The organism is Paraglaciecola sp. MB-3u-78 (assembly GCF_002835935.1).
GTDB lineage: Bacteria > Pseudomonadota > Gammaproteobacteria > Enterobacterales > Alteromonadaceae > Paraglaciecola.
In genome coordinates, this window is record NZ_PJCF01000004.1 from 654,329 (window position 1) to 680,893 (window position 26,565).

General features: G+C 42.1%; 26 protein-coding genes. 11 read left to right on the forward strand and 15 right to left on the reverse strand.

Annotation, left to right across the window (positions count from 1 at the left end):
* Positions 1 to 9 precede the first annotated feature (9 nt).
* On the forward strand, positions 10 to 480 hold the full coding sequence (locus CXF95_RS09695; RefSeq protein WP_101198463.1) for a hypothetical protein: 471 nt from the start codon (positions 10 to 12) through the stop codon (positions 478 to 480).
* Between the two features lie 43 nt (positions 481 to 523).
* On the opposite strand, the gene bfr (CXF95_RS09700) is transcribed toward CXF95_RS09695, so the two are convergent.
* The 3 genes from bfr (CXF95_RS09700) to CXF95_RS09710 form a co-directional block, all read right to left on the reverse strand.
* Positions 524 to 991 carry a bacterioferritin gene (gene bfr, locus CXF95_RS09700; RefSeq protein ID WP_101198464.1) on the reverse strand — a complete coding sequence of 156 codons (468 nt, stop codon included), beginning with the start codon at positions 989 to 991 and terminating at the stop codon, positions 524 to 526.
* 1 nt (position 992) lies between these two features.
* Positions 993 to 1,466, reverse strand: coding sequence for a bacterioferritin (gene bfr, locus CXF95_RS09705; RefSeq protein ID WP_101198465.1), 474 nt, complete (start codon positions 1,464 to 1,466; stop codon positions 993 to 995).
* 138 nt (positions 1,467 to 1,604) lie between these two features.
* A complete protein-coding gene (locus CXF95_RS09710; RefSeq protein ID WP_101198466.1) occupies positions 1,605 to 3,182 on the reverse strand; it encodes a cation:proton antiporter family protein in 1,578 nt (525 codons plus the stop codon).
* Positions 3,183 to 3,609: 427 nt separating this feature from the next.
* Here CXF95_RS09710 and clpB point away from each other — a divergent pair, with 427 nt between their 5' ends.
* From clpB to CXF95_RS09725, 3 genes are read left to right on the forward strand one after another with little or no spacing between them, the layout of a single operon-like run.
* Entirely contained in the window at positions 3,610 to 6,198 is a 2,589-nt protein-coding gene (gene clpB / locus CXF95_RS09715) for an ATP-dependent chaperone ClpB (protein WP_101198467.1), read from the forward strand.
* 52 nt (positions 6,199 to 6,250) lie between these two features.
* A complete protein-coding gene (locus CXF95_RS09720; protein ID WP_101198468.1) occupies positions 6,251 to 6,454 on the forward strand; it encodes a hypothetical protein in 204 nt (67 codons plus the stop codon).
* 2 nt (positions 6,455 to 6,456) lie between these two features.
* Positions 6,457 to 6,981 (forward strand): hypothetical protein, encoded by a 525-nt coding sequence (locus CXF95_RS09725; RefSeq protein ID WP_101198469.1) that lies wholly within the window; start codon positions 6,457 to 6,459, stop codon positions 6,979 to 6,981.
* Between the two features lie 12 nt (positions 6,982 to 6,993).
* On the opposite strand, the gene CXF95_RS09730 is transcribed toward CXF95_RS09725, so the two are convergent.
* The 3 genes from CXF95_RS09730 to CXF95_RS09740 form a co-directional block, all read right to left on the reverse strand.
* The gene (locus CXF95_RS09730) at positions 6,994 to 7,740 is read right to left on the reverse strand and encodes a slipin family protein (RefSeq protein WP_101198765.1); all 747 of its coding nucleotides are present in this window, start codon (positions 7,738 to 7,740) and stop codon (positions 6,994 to 6,996) included.
* A gap of 34 nt (positions 7,741 to 7,774) precedes the next feature.
* Positions 7,775 to 9,109 (reverse strand): nodulation protein NfeD, encoded by a 1,335-nt coding sequence (locus CXF95_RS09735; protein ID WP_232787744.1) that lies wholly within the window; start codon positions 9,107 to 9,109, stop codon positions 7,775 to 7,777.
* Positions 9,110 to 10,058: 949 nt separating this feature from the next.
* The gene (locus CXF95_RS09740; protein WP_232787745.1) at positions 10,059 to 10,904 is read right to left on the reverse strand and encodes a tetratricopeptide repeat protein; all 846 of its coding nucleotides are present in this window, start codon (positions 10,902 to 10,904) and stop codon (positions 10,059 to 10,061) included.
* Positions 10,905 to 10,916: 12 nt separating this feature from the next.
* On the opposite strand from CXF95_RS09740, the gene CXF95_RS29565 reads away from it, so the two are divergent.
* On the forward strand, positions 10,917 to 11,075 hold the full coding sequence (locus tag CXF95_RS29565; RefSeq protein ID WP_157828121.1) for a hypothetical protein: 159 nt from the start codon (positions 10,917 to 10,919) through the stop codon (positions 11,073 to 11,075).
* A gap of 4 nt (positions 11,076 to 11,079) precedes the next feature.
* Positions 11,080 to 11,301: a hypothetical protein gene (locus tag CXF95_RS09745; protein WP_101198471.1), complete on the forward strand. Its 222-nt coding sequence runs from the start codon at positions 11,080 to 11,082 to the stop codon at positions 11,299 to 11,301.
* On the opposite strand, the gene CXF95_RS09750 is transcribed toward CXF95_RS09745, so the two are convergent.
* Together CXF95_RS09750 and CXF95_RS09755 are read right to left on the reverse strand one after the other, a co-directional pair.
* Positions 11,276 to 11,791, reverse strand: coding sequence for a PEP-CTERM sorting domain-containing protein (locus CXF95_RS09750; protein WP_101198472.1), 516 nt, complete (start codon positions 11,789 to 11,791; stop codon positions 11,276 to 11,278). The genes CXF95_RS09745 and CXF95_RS09750 overlap by 26 nt on opposite strands.
* Before the next feature lie 541 nt (positions 11,792 to 12,332).
* The gene (locus CXF95_RS09755) at positions 12,333 to 12,692 is read right to left on the reverse strand and encodes a hypothetical protein (RefSeq protein ID WP_101198473.1); all 360 of its coding nucleotides are present in this window, start codon (positions 12,690 to 12,692) and stop codon (positions 12,333 to 12,335) included.
* Between the two features lie 680 nt (positions 12,693 to 13,372).
* Here CXF95_RS09755 and CXF95_RS09760 point away from each other — a divergent pair.
* Positions 13,373 to 13,834 carry an ester cyclase gene (locus CXF95_RS09760; protein ID WP_255418911.1) on the forward strand — a complete coding sequence of 154 codons (462 nt, stop codon included), beginning with the start codon at positions 13,373 to 13,375 and terminating at the stop codon, positions 13,832 to 13,834.
* Positions 13,835 to 14,506, forward strand: coding sequence for a nuclear transport factor 2 family protein (locus CXF95_RS09765; RefSeq protein WP_101198475.1), 672 nt, complete (start codon positions 13,835 to 13,837; stop codon positions 14,504 to 14,506). It abuts the gene before it with no gap.
* Positions 14,507 to 14,906: 400 nt separating this feature from the next.
* Here CXF95_RS09765 and CXF95_RS09770 read toward each other — a convergent pair whose 3' ends face one another.
* The 3 genes from CXF95_RS09770 to CXF95_RS29570 form a co-directional block, all read right to left on the reverse strand.
* Entirely contained in the window at positions 14,907 to 15,596 is a 690-nt protein-coding gene (locus CXF95_RS09770; RefSeq protein ID WP_101198476.1) for an RES family NAD+ phosphorylase, read from the reverse strand.
* Positions 15,590 to 15,982 (reverse strand): antitoxin Xre-like helix-turn-helix domain-containing protein, encoded by a 393-nt coding sequence (locus CXF95_RS09775; protein WP_101198477.1) that lies wholly within the window; start codon positions 15,980 to 15,982, stop codon positions 15,590 to 15,592. Before CXF95_RS09775 ends, CXF95_RS09770 begins: the two co-directional genes overlap by 7 nt.
* Positions 15,983 to 16,243: 261 nt before the next feature.
* On the reverse strand, positions 16,244 to 16,399 hold the full coding sequence (locus tag CXF95_RS29570) for a hypothetical protein (RefSeq protein WP_157828122.1): 156 nt from the start codon (positions 16,397 to 16,399) through the stop codon (positions 16,244 to 16,246).
* A 400-nt stretch (positions 16,400 to 16,799) separates the two neighbouring features.
* Between CXF95_RS29570 and CXF95_RS09785 the strand changes: the two genes are divergently transcribed.
* Entirely contained in the window at positions 16,800 to 17,759 is a 960-nt protein-coding gene (locus CXF95_RS09785; RefSeq protein WP_232787778.1) for an IS4 family transposase, read from the forward strand.
* A 543-nt stretch (positions 17,760 to 18,302) separates the two neighbouring features.
* Here the strand turns inward: CXF95_RS09785 and CXF95_RS31405 are convergent.
* Together CXF95_RS31405 and CXF95_RS09795 are read right to left on the reverse strand one after the other, a co-directional pair.
* The gene (locus tag CXF95_RS31405) at positions 18,303 to 18,404 is read right to left on the reverse strand and encodes a PEP-CTERM sorting domain-containing protein (RefSeq protein ID WP_101198766.1); all 102 of its coding nucleotides are present in this window, start codon (positions 18,402 to 18,404) and stop codon (positions 18,303 to 18,305) included.
* 10 nt (positions 18,405 to 18,414) lie between these two features.
* Positions 18,415 to 22,176 (reverse strand): membrane dipeptidase, encoded by a 3,762-nt coding sequence (locus tag CXF95_RS09795; RefSeq protein WP_101198480.1) that lies wholly within the window; start codon positions 22,174 to 22,176, stop codon positions 18,415 to 18,417.
* Between CXF95_RS09795 and CXF95_RS09800 the strand changes: the two genes are divergently transcribed.
* The gene (locus CXF95_RS09800) at positions 22,175 to 22,465 is read left to right on the forward strand and encodes a hypothetical protein (RefSeq protein WP_101198481.1); all 291 of its coding nucleotides are present in this window, start codon (positions 22,175 to 22,177) and stop codon (positions 22,463 to 22,465) included. The two genes, CXF95_RS09795 and CXF95_RS09800, sit on opposite strands and share 2 nt — an antisense overlap.
* 1,792 nt (positions 22,466 to 24,257) lie before the next feature.
* On the forward strand, positions 24,258 to 24,653 hold the full coding sequence (locus CXF95_RS09810; RefSeq protein WP_232787747.1) for a PEP-CTERM sorting domain-containing protein: 396 nt from the start codon (positions 24,258 to 24,260) through the stop codon (positions 24,651 to 24,653).
* A gap of 399 nt (positions 24,654 to 25,052) precedes the next feature.
* On the opposite strand, the gene CXF95_RS29575 is transcribed toward CXF95_RS09810, so the two are convergent.
* Positions 25,053 to 25,208 (reverse strand): hypothetical protein, encoded by a 156-nt coding sequence (locus CXF95_RS29575; RefSeq protein ID WP_157828123.1) that lies wholly within the window; start codon positions 25,206 to 25,208, stop codon positions 25,053 to 25,055.
* Between the two features lie 108 nt (positions 25,209 to 25,316).
* Complete coding sequence (locus CXF95_RS09820; RefSeq protein WP_101198484.1) at positions 25,317 to 26,327, reverse strand: IS110 family transposase; 1,011 nt, start codon at positions 26,325 to 26,327, stop codon at positions 25,317 to 25,319.
* Between the last annotated feature and the right edge of the window lie 238 nt (positions 26,328 to 26,565).

The window sequence follows — 26,565 nt, forward strand, 5'->3', positions numbered from 1 at the left end:
TGTGCAATTTTGAATCCTACTTTTTTTGCTAGAATATTGCTTCCTTTGCTCGTTTTTACAGCAGCTGTAGGTATATTTTTAAATTATACAGATTCCCCATCAATAAAATCGACAAAACAGTGCAACATTGATCTAACGCAAGAATGTATTGTATTTAATAATGGCCAACAGATTTCAGTTCGATTTCTACAAGAGATTGAGGTAGAGGAAGAACTATTACTCACTATAACTGTTCCAAATAATACAAAAATCAAACAAATGTGGGTGCAAGGTATCAATATGTATATGGGGAAAAATGCCGTTCTTAATGACTCTGTTTACGCAAAGGAAGATAAAAAGGTTTACAACGCGCGTTTATTTTTAGGCTCTTGCAGCGAACCAGCTATGAGATGGCAGTTAATCATCCAGACCTTAGATAATAATGAATTAGAGCAATCTTGGTTTTTTAATTTTTCTACAGACAGAAACAAAAAAAACTGAATGAGCGCAGGCTGGTTCAGTTTTTTAAAATCAGTTATGTTATTTACATCTGTGATTGCAAGTAATTCGCCAAGCCTAAACGTTTTATCAAACCTATCTGCTGTTCAAGCCAATAGGCATGATCCATCTCAGTGTCGTCTAGTAAAATCATCAGCATGTCTCTAGTGACATAATCCTGCTCTGTCTCACAAATACTAATGGTATCTTTCAACGCTTGTGCAACGGCATATTCCACACGCAAATCACTTTCTAACATCGAAGGTACATCTGACCCTATCATCAGGCCGTCACGATCGACCATATTAGGCGTGCCTTCTAAAAACAGCATACGCTCTATTAATTTTGTCGCGTGGCCCTTTTCATCGTCAAATTCATGGGATATTCGCGTATATAACTTACTAAAACCCCAGTCTTGGTACATTTGAGAATGAATAAAGTATTGATCCATGGCTGCCAACTCATAAGCGAGTAGGGCATTAAGCTGATCAATTATGACTTTTTTACCTTGCATGTTAATCCTCCTCAACTTGGCTTTGTAGATATTTTTCTAAACCTAAATGCTTAATTTGATATTGCTGGGTTTCAATCCAATCAATATAGTCTTCCTCGTAGCTTAAAATGGAAACAAGCAAATCACGAGACACAAAATCTTGTAAACCTTCACATACGTTGATGGATTGTTTTAATAAGGGAATTTGTAAGTTCTGAAAGGCCATATCGCAGGTAAGCATTTCGACAGTTTCTTCACCTATCATTAATTTGCCCAACATTTGTAAGTTAGGTAACCCTTCCAGAAACAAAATACGTTCTATTAATTGGTCAGCTTGCTTCATGTCTTTTATGGATTTTTTATAAGCCGCGTTATTTAATTTTTCTAATCCCCAGTTTTTAAACATGCGAGCATGTAAAAAATATTGATTGATAGAGGTGAGTTCAAAGGTAAGTATTTCACTTAATACAACTAATACTTGTTTATCGCCTTTCATTCTAGGTAATCCATGAGTAATAACTAATAAAACAAATCATAATGGTAAGCGCTATAAAAAACCACTAGTTAATAAAAAAATCATCTTATAAAACAATGTGATACATAATGATAACGATTATCATTATGTATCACATTGTTAAGACTTTATGTAACGGGGTAAAAGTTGCAGACTTTCCTCAGCAAAACCTGTTCCTGCTTCGGTGAAAAAGTTAAAAACTTTATCTGAACCTGCATCTATAAGTGGTTGTATTTCATCTTCATAACGAGCAATTGAGGCTATTTTCCCTGTGTAATTTGCGTGTTGAAGTTGTTCAGTAATATTGCAAATATCTTCAATAGAAGGTAAGGCCAGTAAGATTAACTGTATTTGGGTTAGGTCCATATTCTCCCATAAATCGACGTCCTCGCCGTCTCCTACCATGGCCTGATAGCCTACTTTTTTTAGTTGATGTATGCGGCTACGGTCTGCATCCATTCCCCAAACTCTATTACCCACCATGCTGTTTAACGATAAATAAGCACCTTTGCCAACTCTTCCAAGACCAATCACGATAATTTCAGCCCCAACGGGTTGTACGTAGACATCCTCATGCAATCGATGTGGACTTTCAAAAGATTTAAGTCGATTTTTAAATTTGGTGTATTGGTTATGTGAGGTTTTGTAAAATAAGCCAGTTAACACGAATGAGAACGATACGGCCAAAGCCAAAACCACTAACCACTCGGCACTTAACCAGCCTAGACTTACTAACAATGCTACTACAATCAGACCAAACTCACTGTAATTTGATAACACCAGGCTGGCTAAATAACTGGTGCGAGCCCTTAATTTTAAAAAAGTAAATAACGAAAAAAATAAGGCAAATTTAATGGGGATAAACAGGCAAAGTATTATGGCCGTATAGATTAAATCTAGGGTGGGGAGTGCACTAAAACCAATGGTTAGAAAAAAACCTACTAGAAAAATATCTTTGAAATTCATAAGAGCTTTGGACATTTCTGCAGACTTTGCATGTGTCGCGATAAACATTCCGAAAATTAAAGCACCCAGATCGCCTTTAATTCCTAAGGCTTCGAAAAGCTCATAACCACCTAAAGCAAACATAAACCCTGACAATATGAGAAGTTCGCCGTGACCTACACGTTCCAAAATTATGGACCATATGGGTTTCGCGAAAAATAATAATAACAATAATAACGCCCATATAGATGGTACTTTACCCGTTGCTATAACCAAAAACAGCACCGCTACAATATCCTGCATAATCAACACTCCAATGGCTAACTTGCCATGACGGGTCTTGATTTCACCACTTTCTTCGAGAATTTTAACAATACAAACGGTGCTACTAAAACTGAGTGAAAAAGCAAGTAGGGCTTGTGTTGACCAGTCTAAGTTAGCAAAAGCCGCTAATCCAAGCCAAGACACCACAAATAATAGTAAGTTGATTAATGTTACCCATACAACTGAGTGAAAAATACTGCCTAACCAGACTTCTTTTTTATACAAGTCACGGACATTAAGTTTTAAGCCAATGGTAAACAACATCAATGTTATGCCTAAATTGGCGATTGTCTGCAAAGCGTCTGTTGAATGAAAGCCGAGGTAATTTAAAGTGAAGCCAGCAATCAAATAACCTATCAATGGAGGTAACCCAACTAATTTCAGACCTAAACCACAGATAAAGGCTAGGAGAATAAATGCGAATTCCATATGAACTCTATGACAATAAAAAAGTGACTATTATGGTAACGATTTAATTTAGGAAAGCTAGTTGAACAATACACAGGAAAAGTTTGAGTAATAATTAAAGAATCTTTGCGATGGTCGGTTATTCATCGAATAAACTAATCATTAATTACCATTGTTTGACAAGAATCAATATCCCATCGAGCAACGCCTGCATTATAGACTTCCAAAATTGGTTTTATCATCAGTTATTAATATTCATTAGCAGTGATTGGCAAAGACTGTTTTCGCCATTGTCATCTCAAGTCAGCTTTCATAATCAGTTGAAACTATTGAAAAGGGACGTTAGGTCATGAAATTAATCTATTTAAGGCCTCAGCAACATGACATTTGTACTAAACATCATTAATTCAGCGTCGACTATTATTGTCGTCTAAATAGGGATCTAAAAATGAGAATAGATAAATTTACTAGTAAGCTGCAGCTAGCCCTGTCTGATGCACAGAGCTTAGCTTTGGGTAATGACAATCCAACCATTGAACCAGTGCACTTATTGTTTGCTTTGCTCAATCAAGATGACGGCACCGCAAGGCCTTTGTTACATAAAGCCGATGTTGATATTAACAAACTTAGATCACAGCTAGGTGAATCTCTTGAGCGCATCGCTAAGGTAGAAGACGGTAACGGGGATATTCATGTCTCTAATGAACTTTCTAGACTGTTTAATCAAACAGACAAATTAGCGCAGAAACGCGGTGATAAATTCATTTCAAGTGATTTGTTTTTACTGGCTTGTACGCAAGACAAAGGACAAGTCGGAAAGTTGATGAAAGAAGCGGGTGCAACAGAACTCGCTATTGAAAAATCTATAGCCGATACGACAGGAGGACAGCCTATTAATGATGCTAATGCCGAAGAACAACGAGATGCTTTAGATAAATATAGTATCGACGTTACAGAACGAGCCGAGCAGGGAAAACTTGATCCCGTAATTGGTCGTGATGATGAAATCAGACGTGTTATTCAAGTGTTGCAGCGTCGCTCAAAAAACAACCCTGTTTTAATTGGCGAGCCGGGTGTGGGTAAAACGGCCATTGTTGAAGGTCTAGCCCAACGTATTGTTAATGGAGAAGTACCTGAAGGGTTAAAAGGACGTAAATTATTGTCTCTGGATATGGCTGCCCTGATTGCAGGAGCTAAATATAGAGGAGAATTTGAAGAGCGCCTAAAAGCGGTTTTAAATGATGTGGCTAAACAAGAAGGCAATGTCATTTTATTCATCGACGAAATCCACACTATAGTAGGAGCAGGAAAGAGCGACGGTGCCATGGACGCAGGCAATATGCTTAAACCCGCGTTGGCACGAGGCGAGCTGCATTGTGTGGGTGCAACAACCCTTGATGAGTACAGAAAATACATTGAAAAAGATACCGCACTAGAGCGTCGTTTTCAGAAAGTGCTAGTAGAAGAACCTTCGGTCGAAGATACCATTGCAATTTTACGGGGCTTAAAGGAGAGGTATGAAGTACATCACGGTGTTGCGATCAACGACTCTGCCATTGTTGCTGCCACCACGCTGTCACAGCGGTATATTACAGATCGCCAATTACCAGACAAAGCCATAGACCTCATTGACGAAGCTGGATCACGGATTAGAATGGAAATTGATTCTATGCCGGAAGTAATGGATAAGCTAGACAGACGCTTAATCCAATTAAAAATTGAACGTGAAGCATTAAAAAAAGAAACCGATGATGCATCTAAAAAAAGGCTAGACAACCTTGACGAAGAAGTAAACAGTTTAGAGCTGGAATTTGCTGATCTCAAAGAAACGTGGACCTCTGAAAAAGCCTACGTGCAAGGTGAAACACACATTAAGGAAGAACTGGAGCAAGCGAGAAGAGAGCTTGAGGCTGCAGGTAGGGCAAGTGATCTAACCCGAATGTCAGAAATTCAATATGGAAGAATACCCGAGTTAGAAGCGAAATTAGTGGTGGCGAGTCAGAGCCAAACCCAAGAGATGACGTTATTAAAAAATAAAGTAACGGACGAAGAAATAGCTGAAGTTGTCTCAAAGTGGACAGGTATACCTGTTTCAAAAATGCTGTCTGGAGAGCGTGAAAAACTGCTTAAAATGGAAGAAGCACTGCATAGCCGAGTCATTGGACAAGAGGAGGCTATCACTGCTGTATCAGATTCCATAAGAAGTTCAAGAGCGGGGCTGGCTGATCCTCAAAGGCCAAATGGCTCATTTTTGTTTTTAGGTCCGACAGGTGTGGGTAAGACTGAATTAACCAAAGCACTTGCTGAATTTTTGTTTGATACAGAGGATTCTATTGTACGCATTGATATGTCTGAATTTATGGAGAAACATTCGGTTGCTCGATTAGTTGGAGCCCCTCCTGGATATGTTGGCTATGAGGAAGGAGGTTATCTAACCGAAGCTGTCAGACGCAGGCCTTACGCAGTTGTATTGTTAGACGAAGTCGAAAAAGCCCATCCTGATGTATTTAATATATTGCTTCAGGTACTTGATGATGGACGCCTGACTGATGGACAAGGACGCACTGTAGATTTTCGGAACACGGTAATTGTGATGACTTCAAATCTTGGAAGTCATTTAATTTTAGATGTTGCAGGTGAAGAGAATTATGATGAAATAAAGACCAGAGTGTTGGAAGTAGTAGGTCAACATTTCAGACCAGAGTTTATCAATAGACTAGATGAAATAGTGGTGTTCCATCCACTTAAACAAGACCAAGTAAGAGAGATAGCAAAAATACAATTAAACTATTTACATACTCGCTTGGCGGAAAAGGACTTGTCATTAGATATTTCAGAAGAGGTTGTTGATGTCATAGCTGATGCAGGTTTTGACCCAGTCTACGGAGCCAGACCCTTAAAAAGGGTCATCAAAAACAAAATTGAAAAAGAGTTAGCAAAGCGCATTCTTGGAGGTGAATTTAGTCCAGGGGATATCATTAATATTGAGATGAAGGACAGTATTGTGGTGTTTTCTAAAACAATAAAAACCGACTAATTTAATCTGATCGGGTATCGCTCTATTTTTGATTGGCTGGACGTCAACTTCCATGTGGTTGGTGACGAAAGTGGTTTTGCCACGCAAGTTTCCTCCAATCAGTTACCCAATGATCGGTTCTCAAGCACGTCGAGAAATGACACTGCTAATTATTGAATATGAATTGGCAACAGGGGCACCACATCTGTATGCATTTTATGATGATTTACATCTCATAGAGCAGCAAGTTATTTTGAATCCCGACAAGGAGAGATGAACATGAATACGCATAATGAACATTTTGTTGGTGCTGTGTTTAACAATATTGATGATGCCAACGCCGTTGTGGAGGATATGATCAAACATGACTTTCCAATGGATCAGCTCTCCATCCTCCACAATGCTGGCGGACAGGGTGATGACACTCTTGGTATCGCCTATACCAATGAAAAGGAACGTTTTAAGGTCTGGGGTTTGGAGGGCGCGCTGGGTGGACTATTAGCAGCAGCCGCCAGCATGTTTTTGCTGCCCGGCGTAGGGACTGTGATTATTGGTGGGCCGTTGCTCAATGCTGTGGCCAGCAGCGCTGTTGGTGCCGGTCTAATGACAACTGGCGCTGCCTTGACTCACCTGACCATCGCCCAGCGTCGTCTTGGTATTCCCGAAGACAAGTTAGAAACACTGCATCGGGCAGTTATGGACGGTAAGACAGTGCTGCTTATGCACTGTGGTAATGACGACCCAAAAGTCTGGCATCAACGTCTAGTTTGGACAGGCGCAGACCCTATTTTTACTATGCCTTGATGTGATGTGATGTTATTTAGTTACCTTATTATCAAGTATCTGTTTTAGTCCTTGCATGAAATCCATAGGAATGGGGAAAATGATTGTGCTACTTTTATCGCCTGCAATTTCAGTCAGTGTTTGTAAGTACCTGAGTTGTAAAGCCTGAGGTTGTTTTGCCAAAGTTTTTGCCGCGCTTAGTAATTGCTCAGAAGCCTCGTTTTCTCCTAGCGCATGAATAACTTTAGCACGTCGGGTTCTTTCGGCTTCTGCCTGCTGGGCAATTGCGCGGATCATGCTTTCGTCTAAATCTACGTGTTTTATTTCCACATTAGACACTTTGATACCCCACGCATTGGTTTGTTTATCCAAAATACTCTGAATATCACCGTTAAGTTGATCTCTTTCCGCGAGCATATCGTCTAGCTCGTGCTGACCTAAAACAGATCGCAAGGTGGTTTGTGATAATTGACTCGTCGCAGCCAAAAAGTCTTCTACTTGGATGATTGCCTTCTCTGGATCAACCACTTTAAAGTAAACCACTGCATTGACTTTAACAGATACATTATCCCTAGAAATAACATCCTGTGTAGGTACGTCCATCACAATGGTACGTAAATCAACACGAACCATTTGCTGTATTAGCGGGATAACAATAATCAACCCTGGTCCTTTTACTTTTTGAAAGCGGCCTAAGAAAAAAATGACGCCTCTTTCATACTCGCGCAGTACTTTAAAAATTGAAAAAACAAACAAGGTGATAAAAAATGCCAGTGGCATCCAAACATAGTCAAAAGTAAATGTAGTGTCCATTTTAGTGCTCCAATTGTTTTAAAACATTTAACGTGAGTCCATTTATTGAGGATACGGTAACTTTATCTCCGGGTATAAGGGGCTCGTTTGCTTGTACCTGCCATAATTCCCCTTGTAGTCGCGCTAAAGTAATGTCTTCATGAATGGATTCAATTTCAGCTGTTTCACCCAATAAAGTTTCAATACCGCTAACCTTGGTTTGCTGACGAGATTTGAACAACATGCCAAATGTTAAGAAAACAAAGGCGAGACTGGAGATAGCAACAGAGAGGATAATAGGCCAGGCAATTTGAAATGCAGGCTCAGGTGTATCTATAAGTATGACTGAACCCATAACAAGACTCACTGCTCCAATAATACCCAATATGCCAAAGCTGGGAGAATATACTTCGGCTATCATCAACCCTATACCTAACAGAATGAGTGCCAAACCGGCATAATTTATCGGCAATACTTGAAAACCATACAATGCAGTTAGTATACAAACTGCACCGACAAGACCAAATACACCTCCCCCAGGATTTGAAAACTCAAAGATTAAGCCATAAATACCGATCAGTATTAATATGAAAGCAAAGCTAGGATCCCCAACTACTGAAAGAAATTTTTGTCGCCAATTTGCTGATATATTAACAATATTAATATCATTCAAATTAAGTGCGCTCTGCTGCCCGTTTATCACAACAGCGTACCCATTTAATTGTGTCAATAAATCATCTATGTCATCAGCAATAATATTAATGATGTTTGCTTCTAAGGCATCTTTCGCAGACATACTGGCTCCCGACAAAACGGCTTCCGCTGCCCACTCACGATTTCGACCTCTAAGGTCTGCGAGGCCTTCAATATAAGCAGTGGCATCGTTCACTATTTTGCGTGTCATGGCATTATTAGTATTGGATTGATTGATTTGTTCATCAGGATCAGTGGGTGCCCCAGATAAACCTATTTGCACAGGTGTCGCAGCACCCAGATTTGTGGCTGCTGACATTGCCGCAATATGAGTTGCATACAAAATGTAAGTGCCAGCACTAGCGGCTCTAGCTCTTTTAGGATGAACATAGCCAACGATAGGGATGTTTGAAGACAATATGCGTTTAATAATACTGCGCATCGCATTATCTAAACCACCAGGCGTATCGAGTTTCAGAATAATAAGAGTGGGCTGGATGGGGGAGTTATCACTATGGGCCAGATCAATAGAGGAAACGACGTACTCCATAGTCGCCACACCTATTGGACCCCGAACATCAAGTATCCAGACGTCATGGGTAGCGGAACTAAACCGAGAAAAACACAAAAATAATAAAAACATCCAAATACGTAAAATAAACATGTTTTTTACTCAAATTGACCAACAAGTTCAATGTAGAAGTTAATCAAGACTTTACTGATACTTGTTTTTAGTCATTTGACACAGATCAACACTTAATAAGAAAGTACCTAGGACGTTACGACGTCATCATTATTCTCCAATAATAAATATGAAATACGTGGTCCTTTATAAATGCCCAACTTAAAAAAAACATACTCTGCCTTGCTGCAACTAGCCTAGTTCTAATCTGGGTGTAACTGAATGCTGTCCTGTTTCTTATGAGGATAACCTAACCAAAACGGGAGTAATTATTTGATACTCTTTTGTGACGTCCTTAGCAAAACGGTGTTTTATTAACCGTTCAAAAAGTGCTGAAAAATTAATGCCTAATAAATAATACTAATTTGCAGTTGCTTTCGATGCTCAGTGAATGAACTTAAATGGGGGGGTATTTTGTAGTATCAAGGCTAAAAGGGTTACGCGTTACCATTTGTGCGTAATTAATACTAGCGTGAATGCCCATGTAAATAAGGTATCAAGGTATGAAACAACGATTAGGACTCATGACCTATTCAAGTCAAGCTTTAGCATCTTTATGTTTCGTAAAATTGCCTTTTTAACATCAGTCTTGTCACAGAAGCTATGAGTAATTAGGTGCCATATTCATCTCTCTCTCATTCATAGTAGGTGTCAGCGGGATAAATTTTCTATAGACCTGCATCTGATATTCGAGCATATTAATGTTTGAAACTCAGCCTGTTTAATAAACTGACAAGCGGGTTTGACCGAATTGGAGACCTTCTTTAAATTGCCTGTTGGTCTTAATAAACATGGAAAGTACGCCAAAGCGGACGGCAGTTAACGAAAGTTTACTGTGACCAAAAAGTAAACTCGCGGGGGCTCAAAAAGAGCTTCTGTTGTCCTATAATCTATTTTCGATTTATTACCTATTATCTCGATAAAAAGATATCTAATTCGATTGTGCTTTGATTCTTATTAGTTGATTTTTGGCATTTTTATTGTCTGGTTGTAGCGCCAGCACTTTGTTATAAAACTCAATTGCTTTTTTGCTATCGCCAAGTAACCAATAAGCTTCGGCCAAACTATCATAAGTATTGGCACTGGTAGGAAACAACTGAGTATTGAGGGTGAAAACTCCCACTGCTTGGTCCAATTTTTTCCGTCCTATTAGTTGATATCCCCAGGTATTCAAATCGACCTCAATCAGTTTGATAGCACCTTGGCTTTGCATTTCCTGTGCGACATTAGAAATATTGGCATAGCCTTGTATTTCTAATTGTGTCCACAAAGGTTTAATTGATAAAGGTAAACCAAAACCATTTTCGGCTTTCATGTCGGCGATATAAACCCCGGCAATTTCATCAATAAAAGTTGATGGCAATGAACCAGATAGATTAGTCAGTACCACAATTAATAAATTGTCATGAGGATAAACAACTAAAGCCGAACGATTTGCACCAAGGGGAGCCACCGCAGAGTGTTCCGCACGGCTTATTACAGGCCAACCTAAAGCATACCCATTAACCAGTTGGTTGAACCCCGCAGTCTTTCCATCAACTAGTATGTTGGGTTCCCAAAGTTTTTTAAGACTATCACTTTTATCAAAGAGCTTATTCGCTTGAAGTGCGATAACCCTTTGAGCTAATTCCTTAGCACTACTTGTCATGCCCGCAGTGGTGCGTAAAGGTGGCGCAAATTCTGCGCTCAGGTTAGTCAACTGCCCCGTTTTTACATAAGTATAAGCGCGCGCTTGATTGGGTACGACCGTTTCAAAATGGGCAAAACCCGCTGGCACTTATGCAAGGCCGTGAGAACAGTCAATCAACACTTTCATCAATTAAAAGTCGAGCAAGCACCGGATAAAACCTTTATCGGGCGTATTGAAAAAGAATTTATTCCAGGCATCTTGCCTTTCACCCTGCGGGCCAGCTATAGCTGTTCTAAATTGCTCCCGACAATTTGGTGATTTTTTGGGTTATCGATTTGTCCTGCCAGAATTAGGCTTAGCAGAAAAAACGATAACTAACGCGGTGAATAAAGTGCGTCAGCCCACTTTATTTATAGAGAAGGAGCAAAAGAAAACGGCCCCCAAAAGAGCCGCTATGCTTGATGATTATATTACCCGCTGGTTACGATGGGTAGTTGCAGGGCTGGATGACAATCCGATTAATATTGTTTTCTATATCGAGTAAATGACAAGCCCGCTAAACCCAGCAGCACCAATATAACCGAACCGGGCTCGGGGACTGTCACGCGGTTGACAAATTTGATACCCGAGCCGGTGAACGAATCGTAGTACGAAGGCGGGGTTATAGTATCGTTAAATAAATAATACTCCGCTGTGCCACTAAACCGATTAAAACGGAAAAAACTTACTGGGTTCGGCGCAAATGCATAAAATTCCGATGTGACCATTACACCGCCACTAACCGAAAATAAATTGTTAGAAACGTTATAAAACGGAGCTAAAAAATCGATGTAATCCGCATCCCCGTCGACAATAGTGATAATGACGCCGCTGGCCGCCTGCAATGAGGCGTTGTCCACTAACCCCAATATCTCGCCGCTAATCTTACCATTACTAGATTCCCACGAAAAATCAAATATCAACGACGCATTGGCGACGCCCATCCATCCCGCTAATGCTATTGCTCCTAAAAGCTTTGTGACCTTCTTAAACATACCGTTATCCTTTTAAAAATTAATTAAATGGAACTACAAGTCGTGCGCTCAAAAATATGCAAGAAAAAAGCCACATAAATAAAACCAATCTAATTCAACAGCTTAGTATTCTTAATACAATAAACATGGGATTAATTGTGTAAAAAAACCTGACTCATCCATTTGGATTAAGTTGTTATGTTGATTGCGCGTGCCATTCAAGGGCACTGCCATCACTTGATGTGCCGTTGTTTGCTAATAAGGCGGTGTGTAAGGGTGACGTTTGATGGCATGTCATTCATGATGTTGACTGCTCGGTATTTGAACAGTTGATTCAGATATCATTTTACTGTGAACGGCTGAGATGAGCGAAAGCGGGCATAGGATTGAATGCCCGCGACTGTCTGTAATTCGCTCATTGTCGTCAGTCGCCATTTTGCTAACGGCAAGTTTCCGACAAAGCAGACATTAGGAAAATCACTGAACTATGATTTTTTGAACAATCTATAGGTGTTATGTAGCGCCTACACCAGCGTCCTAGTTTTCTGACTGACTGCGGTTTTCATGCATGACTTATCTCGAATTTATTATCAAAATTCATTTTTTGTAGGAATGGATAGACAGAGTCCAATTCCTCTTTACCGACCTTCGACAAATCAACTTTATATATCCCAGTCATAGTAGCAATTTCTATATCTTTGGATGAAAGGGTAACTCGAACCAACATGCTATCCTCTTCATCCGTTTCTTGCCCCTCAAGAGAAACACGAACGCCCCTTTCTTCTTCAATTACAAGGGATTCAAACTTAGGGGTTCTCATTAATATGAGACTACGAACTCCTAAAGCTTCATCCTCAAGGGCAAAAGAAAGAATTAAGTCTACATCTTCATCGTCGATTGATATAAAGCTAGCTCGTTTCATCTCATATTCTCAGATCTATGTGGGCAACAGTTGATTAGTGTGAACTTGCAAGTTAGGTTACCTTATAATATAAACGGTGACTTAAATCAAAAGCTTGAGTAGTTATTTAGTGGCTAAGGCGTGCCGTAGATCCATTATAGTCATTGGCCGATATTCACTGACTGGGAACTAAGTGCCAATTGCCGTCATTCGCCATTGGTTTTGTAATCGCAATAAGTTTCAATAAAGCGGACTCTGAATTAACTGGCTCGCTAAATAGTTTCTACTTAAATTGACTGTATACAAAATCAGGTCTAATGAAATTTATTGAATAATGTCTATTTCGCTTCCTATTATATAATTTTATCTGGTCTCACTTTGTTTTTCTCAAAACGCTAAGTCATTCATTTAATTATTGAAAATATTATACCCATAGTATTTAATAGGAATCATAAAAGTCGCGTTAAAGTCAGGCTCATCTTGCTTTTTTAGGTTTTCATGTTTTTGTAACTACAAAAGTAAAGAATATGTAATTAAATCAATTGGTAAGTAATGAGAATGGTAGCGATTAAAAGTAAAACGAGCAATTACATATACGAAATGCTTTTTAATAAGTGTTAGGCGCCCCCGGTCTACTCAAATAGAATTTTAAAGGATGTAGTGTGAACAATAACAAAATAGGCTCTCTTTTTTTCGTACATGTGTTGATTATCCTGTGCTGCTCTTCTGCTATTGCTAATGAGAATATTGAGTCTAAGAATATTGAGACTCTGATACTTTGGAATGAGGAGGTTTGGTGTAAAGGTCGAGTCGATTTAGTGTCTCAGTTAGTAGCGCCCTCTTACACTCGACATGAGAATCAAGGAACTCGTAGCGTAACTCCTTCAGAATATGTGCTTGAGATTTTGGCGTTACGGAAACGTAATATCGAATTATTCTTGCCAAATGATATTGGCGTAGACGGAAACTTAATATGGACAAGATGGTCCATGCGTGCAGACGGACCCAATGGAGACAAAATAACTGGAAGGGTATTACAAACCTATCGATTCAAAAATGGAAAGCTGGCCGAAACATGGTTAGTATTTACTGCCGGTGAAATGTGGTCAAAAGATGAGCCGTTTACGAGTTGCAATATTTCCGAACTATTTAAGAGTAGATAAATGGGACGAGTGCCTAACAAAACCATGAATTCGTTCGCTTCGCTCACTGGGACGCTTCGCAGCAAGCTGCTTCGCGCCCATTATGGTAAGCGTTATGTTTCTTCCAACTGGACTAAGAGTAAAAATATACATATGATTTCTGTTAAAAAACAACCCACAACAAACGCAAGCGCGCTAATTGGTATGCCCCGAGTCTTTCGCACCATTACTTGCCTTATGCTGCTCGTTCTCGCCTCTTGCTCGACGCTCCAGGACCCGCAAAGGTCCAGGAATATCGCAATGGCGGAGGACTTGTTCGATAAAGTCAACTCAGCTGATCCGTACACTGCTCAGGATCTGCTTCACCCGGATTTTAGCTTCATGTACATGAGTCAGCTTCCTATCTCTGACGTTAACTACAACCGGGATACCTTCTTTACCGTCTGGCTTCCGACTGTGGGCAGTCTTGCTCCTAAAGGCATTGTCTTTGAGACTGTCGGTACAATTGCAGATAACCATGGAGTTGCTCTAATCAGGACCGGCGACGCGGAGGGAATTAACGGAGAGTACGACAATGCCTACGTTTTTATTTTCAAGATGAAGGACGGTAAAATCCACTCGATCGAGGAGTACAACAGTGATCTTCTGACCGCGACCCGCCTTTATAACAATAAACTCGTCCCTTCAAATTGAGTCAATAATGTTGTCCGCGAATAGCAAAACATAATAATCAGATCAAAAAGGACGCGCGTTGCGCGCCTATTATTCAAGGAGTTAATGTCCGCTTTACAGCGAAAGTTCGATGAAGAACTGGACATCCTCAATGACTGCAACTCGCTCATTGCTGTCAGTCAACTTATTCAAATCAAACCGAACTCGCCATACTCTATCTAATGCAAAATCGAATAGCATCAAAACATCTAATTAGCTTCATATAGGAAACGGCTATCGGGTAAAAGGCAATGAAAAGTCTCTATCATATAGGCTAGTAGTAGTTAATGTTTGGCTTAATGGTGTCTTGCCCCGACATAAAAGGCTTTGCTCAAGTTGCTATACGTCCACGAGAGACTGTACTCGTGAATTATTTGTGGTTTTAGTTTGTATAGAGGCTGAAAGGGGTTAGCTTGTTCACTTCTGTTAGCTGGTTGTTGTCGTATAAAAATTCAAACTTACTGCCTGTGGTGATTACTTTAACAAGCTTAGGGCTAAAGAGTGCATAGCAATCATTATGTGGATTCCTAACAGAGTTATAGACTAGCCCGTCCTTTTTGTCGGCTCTGAGTTTTAATGCTAGTGTCTGACTGGTGTCGTAATCGTTTGATTGGTGTGCATTTTTGTTGTTGCGTATATCGGCAAGCTTAGCGCTAAATGTCACTAAAAGCTCTTGAGCAATAAAGCGCTCTGTTTTTAAATCAGGAGTTTCTGCTAGTGTTTTTGCGTAATGGTAGGTTACTTCGAGTATGGCGGTTTCTATGGTGTTTGCCACGTACAAAACGCCAAATGCCGTATTGTCTGAGAATCGGCTTGGCTGGCTTGGTGACAAGTGAACAAAGGGCGCGACTGCGTATGAACACCCTTGAATATTGAACGGTATTTCAGATTTATTTAGCAGGGCGTAATTACCTGTTTCTGCTTTTAGTCGAGGATTCACTCTACTTTGTAATTGGTATAGGATCTCAAAGTCTTCGAAGTCTGCCGCATCTTCGTAAATAGCAATTGGCGGAAACTGGGTTCCTATTATGCGTTTCCCTTTGGTGTTACTGAGTACTTCTGTATTCACCATTGACCTCTTAACGCGTAGATATGTTTTGTAACAGCAATTAAGTTTTCCATGCTCCCTTCGAGGATCATAGACTTAGGGGGATTGCTATTGAAGAGAGGATTTGAGTTCTTCATGTTGATGTAGCCGTAAATATTTTCTGGGTTAGAGAAAAACATGCGAAGCCCTGCGTGAATGTTGAGCACGTATGACACTCTATCGAGCGCATCTCGGTTTAGTTTAGTCTTTTCAGGTGAGGCAAGGTAGCGCTGAAGCGTGGGTTTTGGAGTGCCCAATGTAATCGCCATTTCCGCTTGGTTAAAGCCCCATAGCTTCATTATGTTGGCGCAGGCGCTTATTCCTACTCCATCAGGATTCTTCGTTAGTTTTGTTGCTATGGCTGTATTCATGGTGACTTGCCTATAAAGCATCAAGTGATGCTTTATATTAGCATAGGTGTCATTTGATGTAAAAATAAAAATAAAAATAAAAGTAAAATAATTTCGGGTTGTTTGCTCTATGTTTTTGGTCTTCAAAAGGCGATTATTGTGGCGTTAATGCCGTCTTGCTTCGGCAAATCAATAATTTCGCCTACTTCACGGGGAAAAATAGCACTATTAGATAATTCTGATTCAACGAAACCTAATTGAGTAGCGCTGACTTTTGATAATTCATAATAATGTTTGTTCTTTTTTAATAGAGTTGATAATTTTAAGCTGCAACGTATCAATATAGACCTCAACATCTACTGGCGGTTCTATACCAATTTCGCCTAGTCTATTTATAAATACCAAATAAGCATTTTGTGCCACTACCGGACGTTTCAAATCATTCCCCAAGCGAGATGCAAAAGGTTGTTTGCCAATTATCGATGAAATTAACTGTAGGGCGGCTTAGAGCCTAAAACCGGACAGTCGAGCGTTAAACCTGAAGGAGAACTTTGTGCCAAAAGCCGACATAAGGTTCTAGTCTAGAAAAGGCTTAAATCGACCTAAAGCGGTCGTAAAAGAATTCGAACTATCAGACTATATTGAGCGAATAACAATCATACGATTAATCAAATGTGACTGACGGCAATGAGCGATCCAATGTCATTAACTTAAGCTTATTTTGCGTATTTACAACAAGTTACCTAGTTGATAATCTGTCGATGAATTAAAAATTTAGAGAAATTACCAATGAGCTGTTCAGTATTTAATTCAAATAGTACAAAATTTAACCACTAAAATTCATTCAACTGAGTTTTTAGAAAAGCATCGTAAAAAACCTACCGATTTCACACGAAATCGCACCCTTACTTTTCCACGTTTAATGAGTTTTATGTTGAATGCTCTCAATAGTTCAATTCAGGCTGAACTTGTTCGGTTTTTCAATGTTATCGATGATAGCTACTTGTCAACAAAATCAGTTAGCACCGCTGCTTTTTGTAAAGCAAGAATGAAACTATCTCATCAGGCATTTATCGAGTTAAACGATGATTTAGTTCAAGCATTCTATGAAGCTGCAACCATCGATAAATGGCAAGGACACAGACTGTTAGCCGTTGATGGGGCAGTCACACAATTACCAACCTCTAACGAACTACTTAAGCATTTTGGTAAAGCTCGCTCACATGCTGCTATGCCTGCCGTTCGTCTTTCTCAACTTTATGATGTTAAGAATAATATTACGGTAGATTTACAGGTCGAGAGCCATTCAACAGGAGAGCGTGAAATGGCACTAAAGCATTTAAATAAAACCCAAGCAGGCTATTTAGTCGTTTACGACAGAGGTTATCCAGCCGTTTGGTTTTATAAGTACCATAGGCTAAAGAATGTTGATTTCTGCATGCGCATTGTTCAAAGCTCTAATGTGGTTAAAGCCTTCTTAGAAAGTGGAAAATATAGTGATGTCGTTGACTTTCCTTGTACTGAGAAGTCTCTTCGCCGATGTAGAAAAGATAAAATATCGACAGAATCACTACGTTTACGATTAGTGCGAGTTGATCTGCCATCAGGTGAATCGGAGATTTTAGTTTCGTCATTAACAGATCTACAAGCTTATCCTACTGCTCTTTTTGCTGATTTATATCACCAACGCTGGGGAGTTGAAGAAGATTACAAAGTATTGAAAAGTCGCCTTAATATTGAAAATATTCTAGTGTTTCTGTTGAAGGTGTTTTACAAGACTTACACGCTAAGCTATTAACTAAAAACCTTGCCGCTTGTGCAATACATGATGCAAAACAAAAAATAAAGAAAGCTAAAAACAATAGGCTCTATGAATATAAAATCAATTTCACCTTTGCAGTAAATCAGCTCAAAGATAATGTTGTACAGTTCACAATGAAGCTAGCTGGGCTTGAATTATACGAACTGTTAATAAGCAAAATATCAAAGAATTTAAGTGTCATTCGACCCAACCGTAAGTTTTTTCGACAAGACCGTAGAAACAAGACAAATAAGTACCCAATGAATTATAAACGTATGTGTTAAATCCTTAAGTTAATGACATTGCAGTGCCAGGAGCAGACCTTACCGCGCACTCGCAGTGTGCTAACTGTTTAAGCTCTTCAACCCAGTTATCAACAAAAATAAAGTGACGACTATGAGCAGCTATCCATGGGCTAAGGGATCGACTGGCTCACACTTCTTTGGCTTTAAAACGAAAAAGCCACCTCTGTGAGATGGCTTTTTCTCTGTGACTATCAGTTAGCCGTCGGCAGTTGGGCTGCCGCAGGAATGCAGGGTATTAAGATTGACGTCTTCTAAGTGCAAAACCTAAACCAGCAAGCCCTAATCCAAACAAAGCGATGGTTGAGGGTTCTGAGACAGCCTGTGAATCACCATATATGTCCTGTTAACTAATGCTTAGCTACCGTCACCGTAGTTTCAGCAACCGTGGTATTACCGGTCTCATCAGCGCAAATAACCTCTACGGTGTAAGTGCGACCGTCTCTAGATCCATCGCGTTCAGAACGTAACTCGATGTTCAAGGTCGCTCCAACCTCGGTTAAATCCCATCCGTAGTCCTCGGCGGTATTACCGTCACCGGTGTCATTCAAATCCTCGCTGCTCGATATTTTATTGATCCTGCACACGGGCATAGAATTGTCACAGCGATCGCTAGTTATCACCGCTACGGCAACCTTATTCATCTTGTGATTAGGTGGCCACAGATTGGGCATTGATACGGTGACGGATTCAATCACCGGCGGGGTAGTGTCTTCAATAACAACATTGCTGCTGCAACTGGCCGTCAATTCCACTTCATCCGTCGCTACATACTCCAACGATGTTAAGCCCATGGGAAAGCTGGCCATGTCGTGGGTCGAGAGATTCACGGCGGCACAAATATCCGTACCCGTGGCCATGGCTGGTGTCACAGTAGCACTTCGGTTGCCAGTACATTCAGCCACAATATTCGCCGGGCAAGTGATCTCCGGTGGCGTAGTATCCTCAATGGTGACCGCAAACCCACAGGTGCCCTCGTTCCTTGCGGCGTCAAAGCCGCTACAGCTGACCGGGGTCGCACCAAAGCCAAAGGGGTGCCCGGGGGCCACACTACAGCCAGCAAATTCAGCGCCCGCACAGTTATCCTGGACTATTTCTCGAGGCTCGAAGGGTACAGAGGTACCTCTCAAGTCGCCCGCGGCATAAGGCCATGGCAATTCCTCAGGCCATTCATCAGGTTTAACCGGGGCGGGCTGTGTCACTGGCTTACATTCAGCGACGATATTTTCCGGACAGTACAGGGTAGGCGGCGTATCATCAACGACCGTCACGGTGCCAGTACAAGAAGAGAGTAAATTACCACAACTATCAGAACCGCCGGCACCTAAAATAACGGCTGTAGTGCCCAGTGCATAGGGGGCATCAGGCGTTTGTGGAAACGTAAAGTCGACAGTATTTTCGTCCGCAATGGTGGCGTCCCGGTCTGATTCACAGAACGCATTGGCACTGACGATAATATCCTGGCAACCTACAGCCGTATTGGTGGACGGCAACGGAATATGCTGACCCTCTCCACGTTTCCAGACATTGACAAAACCCATTGCCGAGTTAAACAGCGGTGCAAGTTCAGCATTCGATATTCCAATCCCACTGAGGTCAGCGACCATATCGGGCAACAAGCCAACATGAGCCAGACCATCGTTATTAAAGTCGAAGGTACGGGTACCGGTCTTTTGCGCTTCAAATTCATCAAAACCTGCCAGCTCGAAGGGGTACGCGAGGCGGTTATTGGCCAGCCCCTGCTTGGCTCGTTGCACATGGTCTTGAGCACAGGCATCGTAACCAAAGCGCGGTCCCACATGACCAGCCACGCCATTAAAGTCACTGCCCATAGCCACCGGGCCTTTCATGACATCCACCCCATACTGATACATCTGTGCCCAGGTCTTAGAGGAATGTGTACAATCGTTGGTAATGGTATTGCCATTGGCGCTGGAATACTGCACTGGACCTTCACCGTAATTGCCTTCCTGCTGATCATCTTTCAGCATTGCGCCGATCATGCCTCCCAGCTCGGCAATGCGCTCAAGGTGGGCCCGTGTGCGCATCCGCTCGTGGCGCACTTCTGGCTGGTTGAGGTCAAAAAACTGGACGTGGCTGGCGATCACCGGCCGACTCTGCTCTTCTGCAATAGCCAGTGTGGCATCGAGTGCCTTGTTGGACATATGATCAACATCCACCAGGATGCCCTTGGTCATCATATATTCGATGGTACTCGCACCCAAGCTTGTCAATCCATTATGGTTACAGTGGGCAGCTGCGGGAGGGAGAGAAGGGCCTTCGGGTAAATTATCAAATGAGATTAAAGCCAGCACCCAGGGCAAGAAAGGTCCAAGCTCCAGTCCATAGCCCTGATCACCGCAGTCTTCCACCGTCCACCAGGCATTCTCGGAAGCCGCATTACCCGCATGAATCGCATCCTGCCAGGTAGCTGGCGCACCAAATGCGTTGTCGAAATTGTGAATAGGGAAAATCACGCGAACGCCCTTATCGTAATACTTATCGACTTGCTGCTGGACATACTCCTCGGGAGTTTGCGGCCGGGTATCCATCTCAATGATGACCTGACCATCGTCATCCAATTGCTCGAGGTCGTCCTCATCAAGCACCGGTATTTCCATTCCTTCTTCATCAAGTACTGCAAATTCAAACTCGCCAACCGGGCAACCATCTTTTTTGCAATCGAACAAATTGGCCACTTCGATACCGAGTACCACCGCCAGTTTGCCCTCATCAATGATAGCCTGGGCGTCGCTTGGGTCTGTCACAATCCGGAACCATCCCATGCCCTTACCGCCGTGTTTATCATCAATAAACTTTTGGAAGGCAATGGTGGCGTCAATTTGGGCATCGACAGGGCCCATCTCATCGGCGCAATCAACACCATCGTCTTCGGCCCCCGTAGACAGACACAACGCCTCGTTGGTGACAGCAAATTGCACCATCAAGCGCAGCCCGCCCCGCCACGCGCGCTCCAGCCATTTGTAGTACATCTGTTGATGGGTAGTACTGCTCCAGGTGGGCCAGGTATTAAAAGTAGGTGAGCCATAGTTAAGCCCTCCCACGGGCTCAAAATTATGGGAACCTTTAAGGTCACTGGTACCGAAACCCAAAGCATCCCCTGTTAAACCATGGATACCATGCAGGTCGAAATCATCCTCTTTACTGAGTGCCTTATTGAAGCCCAAATCTATGCCTTGGTCATCCACGGCATAGGGCTTACCGGCCAGCACTTTGCCACCATGAGCCAGGTGGCCAAACATATGGGCGTGCAGGTCGGCATAGCCCTTACCACTTATGGCATCACAGGCTTCAACCTCAGTCTCACCCAGCCAGCCAGTGGTGGGTTCCGGATAATCAGAATATGGCTTGCCCAGGTCGACGCAGCTGTGCCCTGCCGAAACCGGGTTAGCAACCAGGTTACCGATCCCGCAGGAGGAATCTCCGGCCACACCCGGGACTTTAGTCAAGCCAGCATTGCAAGCACGACTATCTGTCGTATATTCACCAATGAAGTCACAGCAGGCTCGCTGACCATTACCGCCGCAAGCGCTAGGCTTGGTACACCAACCACTGGAAGGACCAAACTCCAGTGGATCCTGATAGCGGTCACCGCCAATTTCAATAAGGCCCGCCGCACAGGACTTGCCAGCAATGAGACCGTCGCCGATGGTGCAGGCTCGCTCACCTTCATTGCCACAGGACGTTGGTTTCCAGCAGGTTCCCGCGGAAGCGCCGACGAACCACGAGGGGCTGGGGCACGCACCGCCGTACACATCCAGCACTTCGATATTGCCTGTATCACAAGGGGTGAATCCTTCTGTCTCACCTACACAACAGGCGCGCTGACCGTCACCACCGCATTGATCCAGATTATCCGGAGTACTAAAACCACAGGTACCATCCGGAAAGCCACCACACTGAAAGCTCCATACCGCTCCAGTTTCCCGAAGACCGGAATCACAAGAAGGTACTCGTTCACTCAGGCAACAGGCACGCTCACCAAACCCCCCGCAGCCAGCAAGGGCTTCTGAAGTCATAAGGGTAAGCAACAGTATTGCCAGGCACAATTGCAGTGGCGTCAGCAGATTCTTCTTCAGTAGGATTAACATGGGATCACCCGTTTATTTGTTGTTTGTTTTAATAGGCTATATGCAGCCAATAACATTACATCTTTGTTTACCGCGTTTAATTCATCAGTTGCTTGCATATGCCCGGGCCTTGATCCATGGTTTGCACCCCGGCGGCATCTTCTTTCCTAGTATGCTAATCGTCATTCCAGACCACGCTACCATGACCGTTGGCTTGCTTGATACTGACTGCCATCTGCTCGTTGACGTAGGTGGCAAAATCCAGGCTGTACAGCTTGTCAGACTCAATCGACAGGGTCAGACTCGTTGAAGCAGTGCGTTAACAGAGTTCAACGTCTCTGACCCATTGGTTCGGTTGCTCGTTATCATGGGTCTTGTTAATTTGTAAAAAAGCTGACTTGCCTATTATTCCCCCCCGTTGAACAACGTGCTGAGGAATTCCAGGTAAATTTAATCGAGGTAATCTAGCCATCGCCACACAGCCATAAAATGCAGAATAACTGGAGTATAGAACGCTAACTCACCAAATCAACGAATCTGTCCGAATATAGGTAAAATAAAATGTCATTTTCTAAAATCAAAATACATGATGCCTTGTACTTTCCATATTGACATCTATTTTATATGCTTAAGGGAGTGAAAGTCGGCTATTTTTCGTCTATTAATCAACTGTTTCCACGTAATTCAGAATTCAAGACAAGCGCCTCCCGCTGTTGTGCAAACCAGTTTTGTTTATGATGATGAACGGCTTTTATTCAAACAGACTTATCTGAGGTAGTGCTCTACTTTGTGGGGGCAATAATTCAACGACTTTGTCATTTTTTGTATTCAGGCCACTGAGTACCATTGCTGTTGCTACGGGAATTTCAATGCTTCCAGTGCCTGAGGCTGACAGTCCGTTGATCGCTCTTTGCCGTCAGTTATGTATGATTAATCGGATGATTGTTTTTCACTCAATATAATCTGATAGTTTGAATTATCTAACGACCGCTATAGGTCGTTAGCTGTCCTTTTGGGCTGCGAACTAGACTGACAATTTATCGCGAAAATCAGTTTAACTGAAGTGACTCCGAATGATGGGTATTGGCACATTTTCGACGCTCAGCGAATGGCTCCAATGAGCGATCAGCGGACATACGTCTAGGCGGTGTAATATAACAAGGTCACACCGCGTTAGCGGAATATCAATCGACGCCTTTTCAAGTGCTGTGCCCCCTTGATTTTAAGTATGTATGCTTTGAGCGACGCACTGTCAGGTTCTTTTACATAATTTAACTCTGGAATATTCCCTTGAAATTGATAATTCATTGCCTATTTAACGCTGTAACCTGCGTAGCCAGTCACACTTATCATCATACGGAGTTGATTTCAGTCAATTACTTAGTGATTATTGTGTCAGGTTTTTTTACAATGTTCGAGTGAAGTTAGTCACTGCCGAGAGCGGAAGCTATCTCGATGTCGCAAAGTTAGCATAGGGTCGAAAGCGACTTAAATGGGCCTGAGTGGCGCCAGATCAAGCGCTCGGGTAGGTTTGTGAGTCGGTCATGGGCAGTAACTCTAAAGATAGGCTCGCTAACCCGTTAAGCGATAAATAACAGTAACTTGGGCGTTGAATTCACGCTTAGCTTATAAATGAAAGTTAGTTTGCTGCGCTGTAAATACCATTTAATTAAACCCTCCGGGGGATGAAGGATATTTTTTGATTTAGTAGATAGTTCTTACAAGCCGCAATAGATGTTTTGTAGTTGTCAGGCAAACGAAACATATTAAGAAGTGGCGGGCCTCGCCAGCCGTCATCGTAGTTGCGGTCAGGCCTTGATAGCGGATACTCAGCTAACAGAAGCTTTTTTGAGGTGATTTATGTCAGTATTTTTTACATCTAAAGCTAGAAAAAATTTAATGAATGTTTAGATGTTTGTAATAATAAAATATTTTTATTTGGCCTGATTATTGCTTCTTGTTGATTTATTAACTAGTTAAATTAAGGCATTATAATGAAAGGTTTGATACATATGTTGCGTTATTTTTGCATCGCTATTCCGATGTTGTGTTACGCGTCGTTCTCCCATGCGGGGTTGATAACTTCGTTCCATTTTTCCATATTGGGATCACCATTTGAACTTTCGTGGGTATTACCTTCATCTCCTACCCCCGACTTGTACAATACAAGTTATTTTGAGATAAATGACGTGAGTGTTTACAACGTGGCTACCGGTGAAACACTATCGGCCACGTTTTACGGCTATGCTAATCCCCAATGGGGCGGATTCGAGTTGGCCAACAACGTTCTTAACATCATAAGAATGGAGGGCTCAAAGATTTATTCAGGATCTCCAAATAACCCCGTATTTGTTAATGGAACGTATTTCCACACCGACTACGCCGATAAGGTACTTGTGGTGGCAGATGTAATTGATGTCCATGAACCCGCGTCGCTCGCACTTTTTGCACTAGGATTGTCAGGTTTGGCATCACGTCGATTGAAGAAGAAAGCTTAATAAAGCTTCACGATCTAAACCAATTATCAAAAAGTATCTGCCAATTGGGTAGATGCTTTTTTTGCTCATAAAGCTGCGTTAATCGATGCAGGTGATTGTGTACCGTTCGTTTTGACACGGTTAATTTATTTTTGCCAAATTGATACCCTAGAAAATCAAAACTTCTTGACATCTTTTCAATAAATGTCTCGTCCGGCGCTTGCTCGACCTTTAAACGGACCTGCGGGGTTCTGAGGTAAACCTGCGGGGTCACCCATTAGCCAGCCGGTGTCAATAGAGCGTCAGTAATCGGAGCGCCCAGGCAAGCATAAAGTTATGTGACTCTGCTTCGGTGTACCGGTTATATTATTCGCAATATTTGTTTTTCTATTGGTCGTGCTGGATAAATATCCGCAACAGTCACCCATCTGGATCTAGGTCGAGAAATACTTCTTCCTTCCCCCACGTACCTAAGTACGCCACAAAAACCTCAGTTCCCCTAACGGCGTTACGCATATTATCCAATGCGATATTACGCACAGAGTAAGTGGCTAAGCTTGCACTTTCCAGACCCAAAGTGGCTTAACATGTGGGCGAATAAAAATAAATACCGGCATCATCCTCCACTCAGAGTGTGATGGCTTGTTATCCAACCCCGCAAACGGGCTGAATGATGCCAGTAAACTAGTGAAACACTCTATCGATATCGAATGCCTCGTTGTTCTTTAACATATGAAATACTGCCCGTGAGAGTTTGTGTGCCACTGCGCGTATGGCGACTATCCCATTACGTTTTTGTCTTTTACGCTCATAAAAACCTTTTGCTTGGTTGTTGAAACGCACCATGTAGTGAGCGGCTTCTGAAAATGCCCACGATAGATATTTGTTTCCTGCCTTGCGATTACCAGTGCCTTTTTTCTTGCCGTTACTTTCACGAATGCTATTCACGCAGCGGCAATAAGACGCGTAATTCCCTGGCGAGTCAAAACGCTGAATATCGCCAGTTTCGAGCATAATGGTTAAACCCAAAATCGGGCCAATACCTGTGACTGATGTGAGTAACTTATATTCATTTTTGAGTGATACACCTTCCAAAACTTGTTGCTCGACGAGTTTAATTTGTGTATCCAACGTACGCATCAACACCAGATTACTATTGGCAGAATGGTAAAGGTAACCGTCTTTTTCGAAGGGAAGCACAAAGCCTTTTCTACGAATGGCAGTACACGTTTGTTTATAACCTAGCGAGCGCCAGATTTGGTTTTGAATACTGAGAGCGTGAGTAGAAGCATGTCTGACAAGTTGCCGTCTTCGCCTGAGTAAATCTCTTACTTGGCGATATTCTGGCGGGTAAATATAGCCCGTAGGTAGAATGTTTAAACGCATTAGGTGCGCCAAGTGAAAAGCATCCTGATGGTCACCGCTGTATTTTAATCCATCGTATTGCTTCACCGCTGTGGTGTTCACTAGCTCTACCTTGAAACCATTTTCTATCAGCCCATCGACGAGCCAATACCAGTTAAAAGTGGATTCAACGGCCACTGCCTTCAGCTCCTTTTTATAGGGCAATAGTAACGCAATGGTTGTATTTAAATCATTGTCGATGCGCTTATCCACTAGCTTGTTATCCTCTTCATCAATGACAACCACTACGTGGTTGTTTGAATGTAAATCAATGCCGCAGTAATATGACATTACAGTCTCCTGTTTTCGTTTGGTTTAGGAACCTACAGCTTAGCTGGAACTTAAACTAGGAGGCTGGCTAGAGGATTATCAGGTTCGCTGAAACGTACCATTTGTCACCAAGTTTACCATTCAACCTGTTAAGTTATTTAGTCTGCTTTGGGCGTATAGCCGAAGTAACAATCAAAGGTACCCAATGACCAGTTGAACTCACAGCACAAACCCGACCAAAAGCGGGTTTAAACTAGTT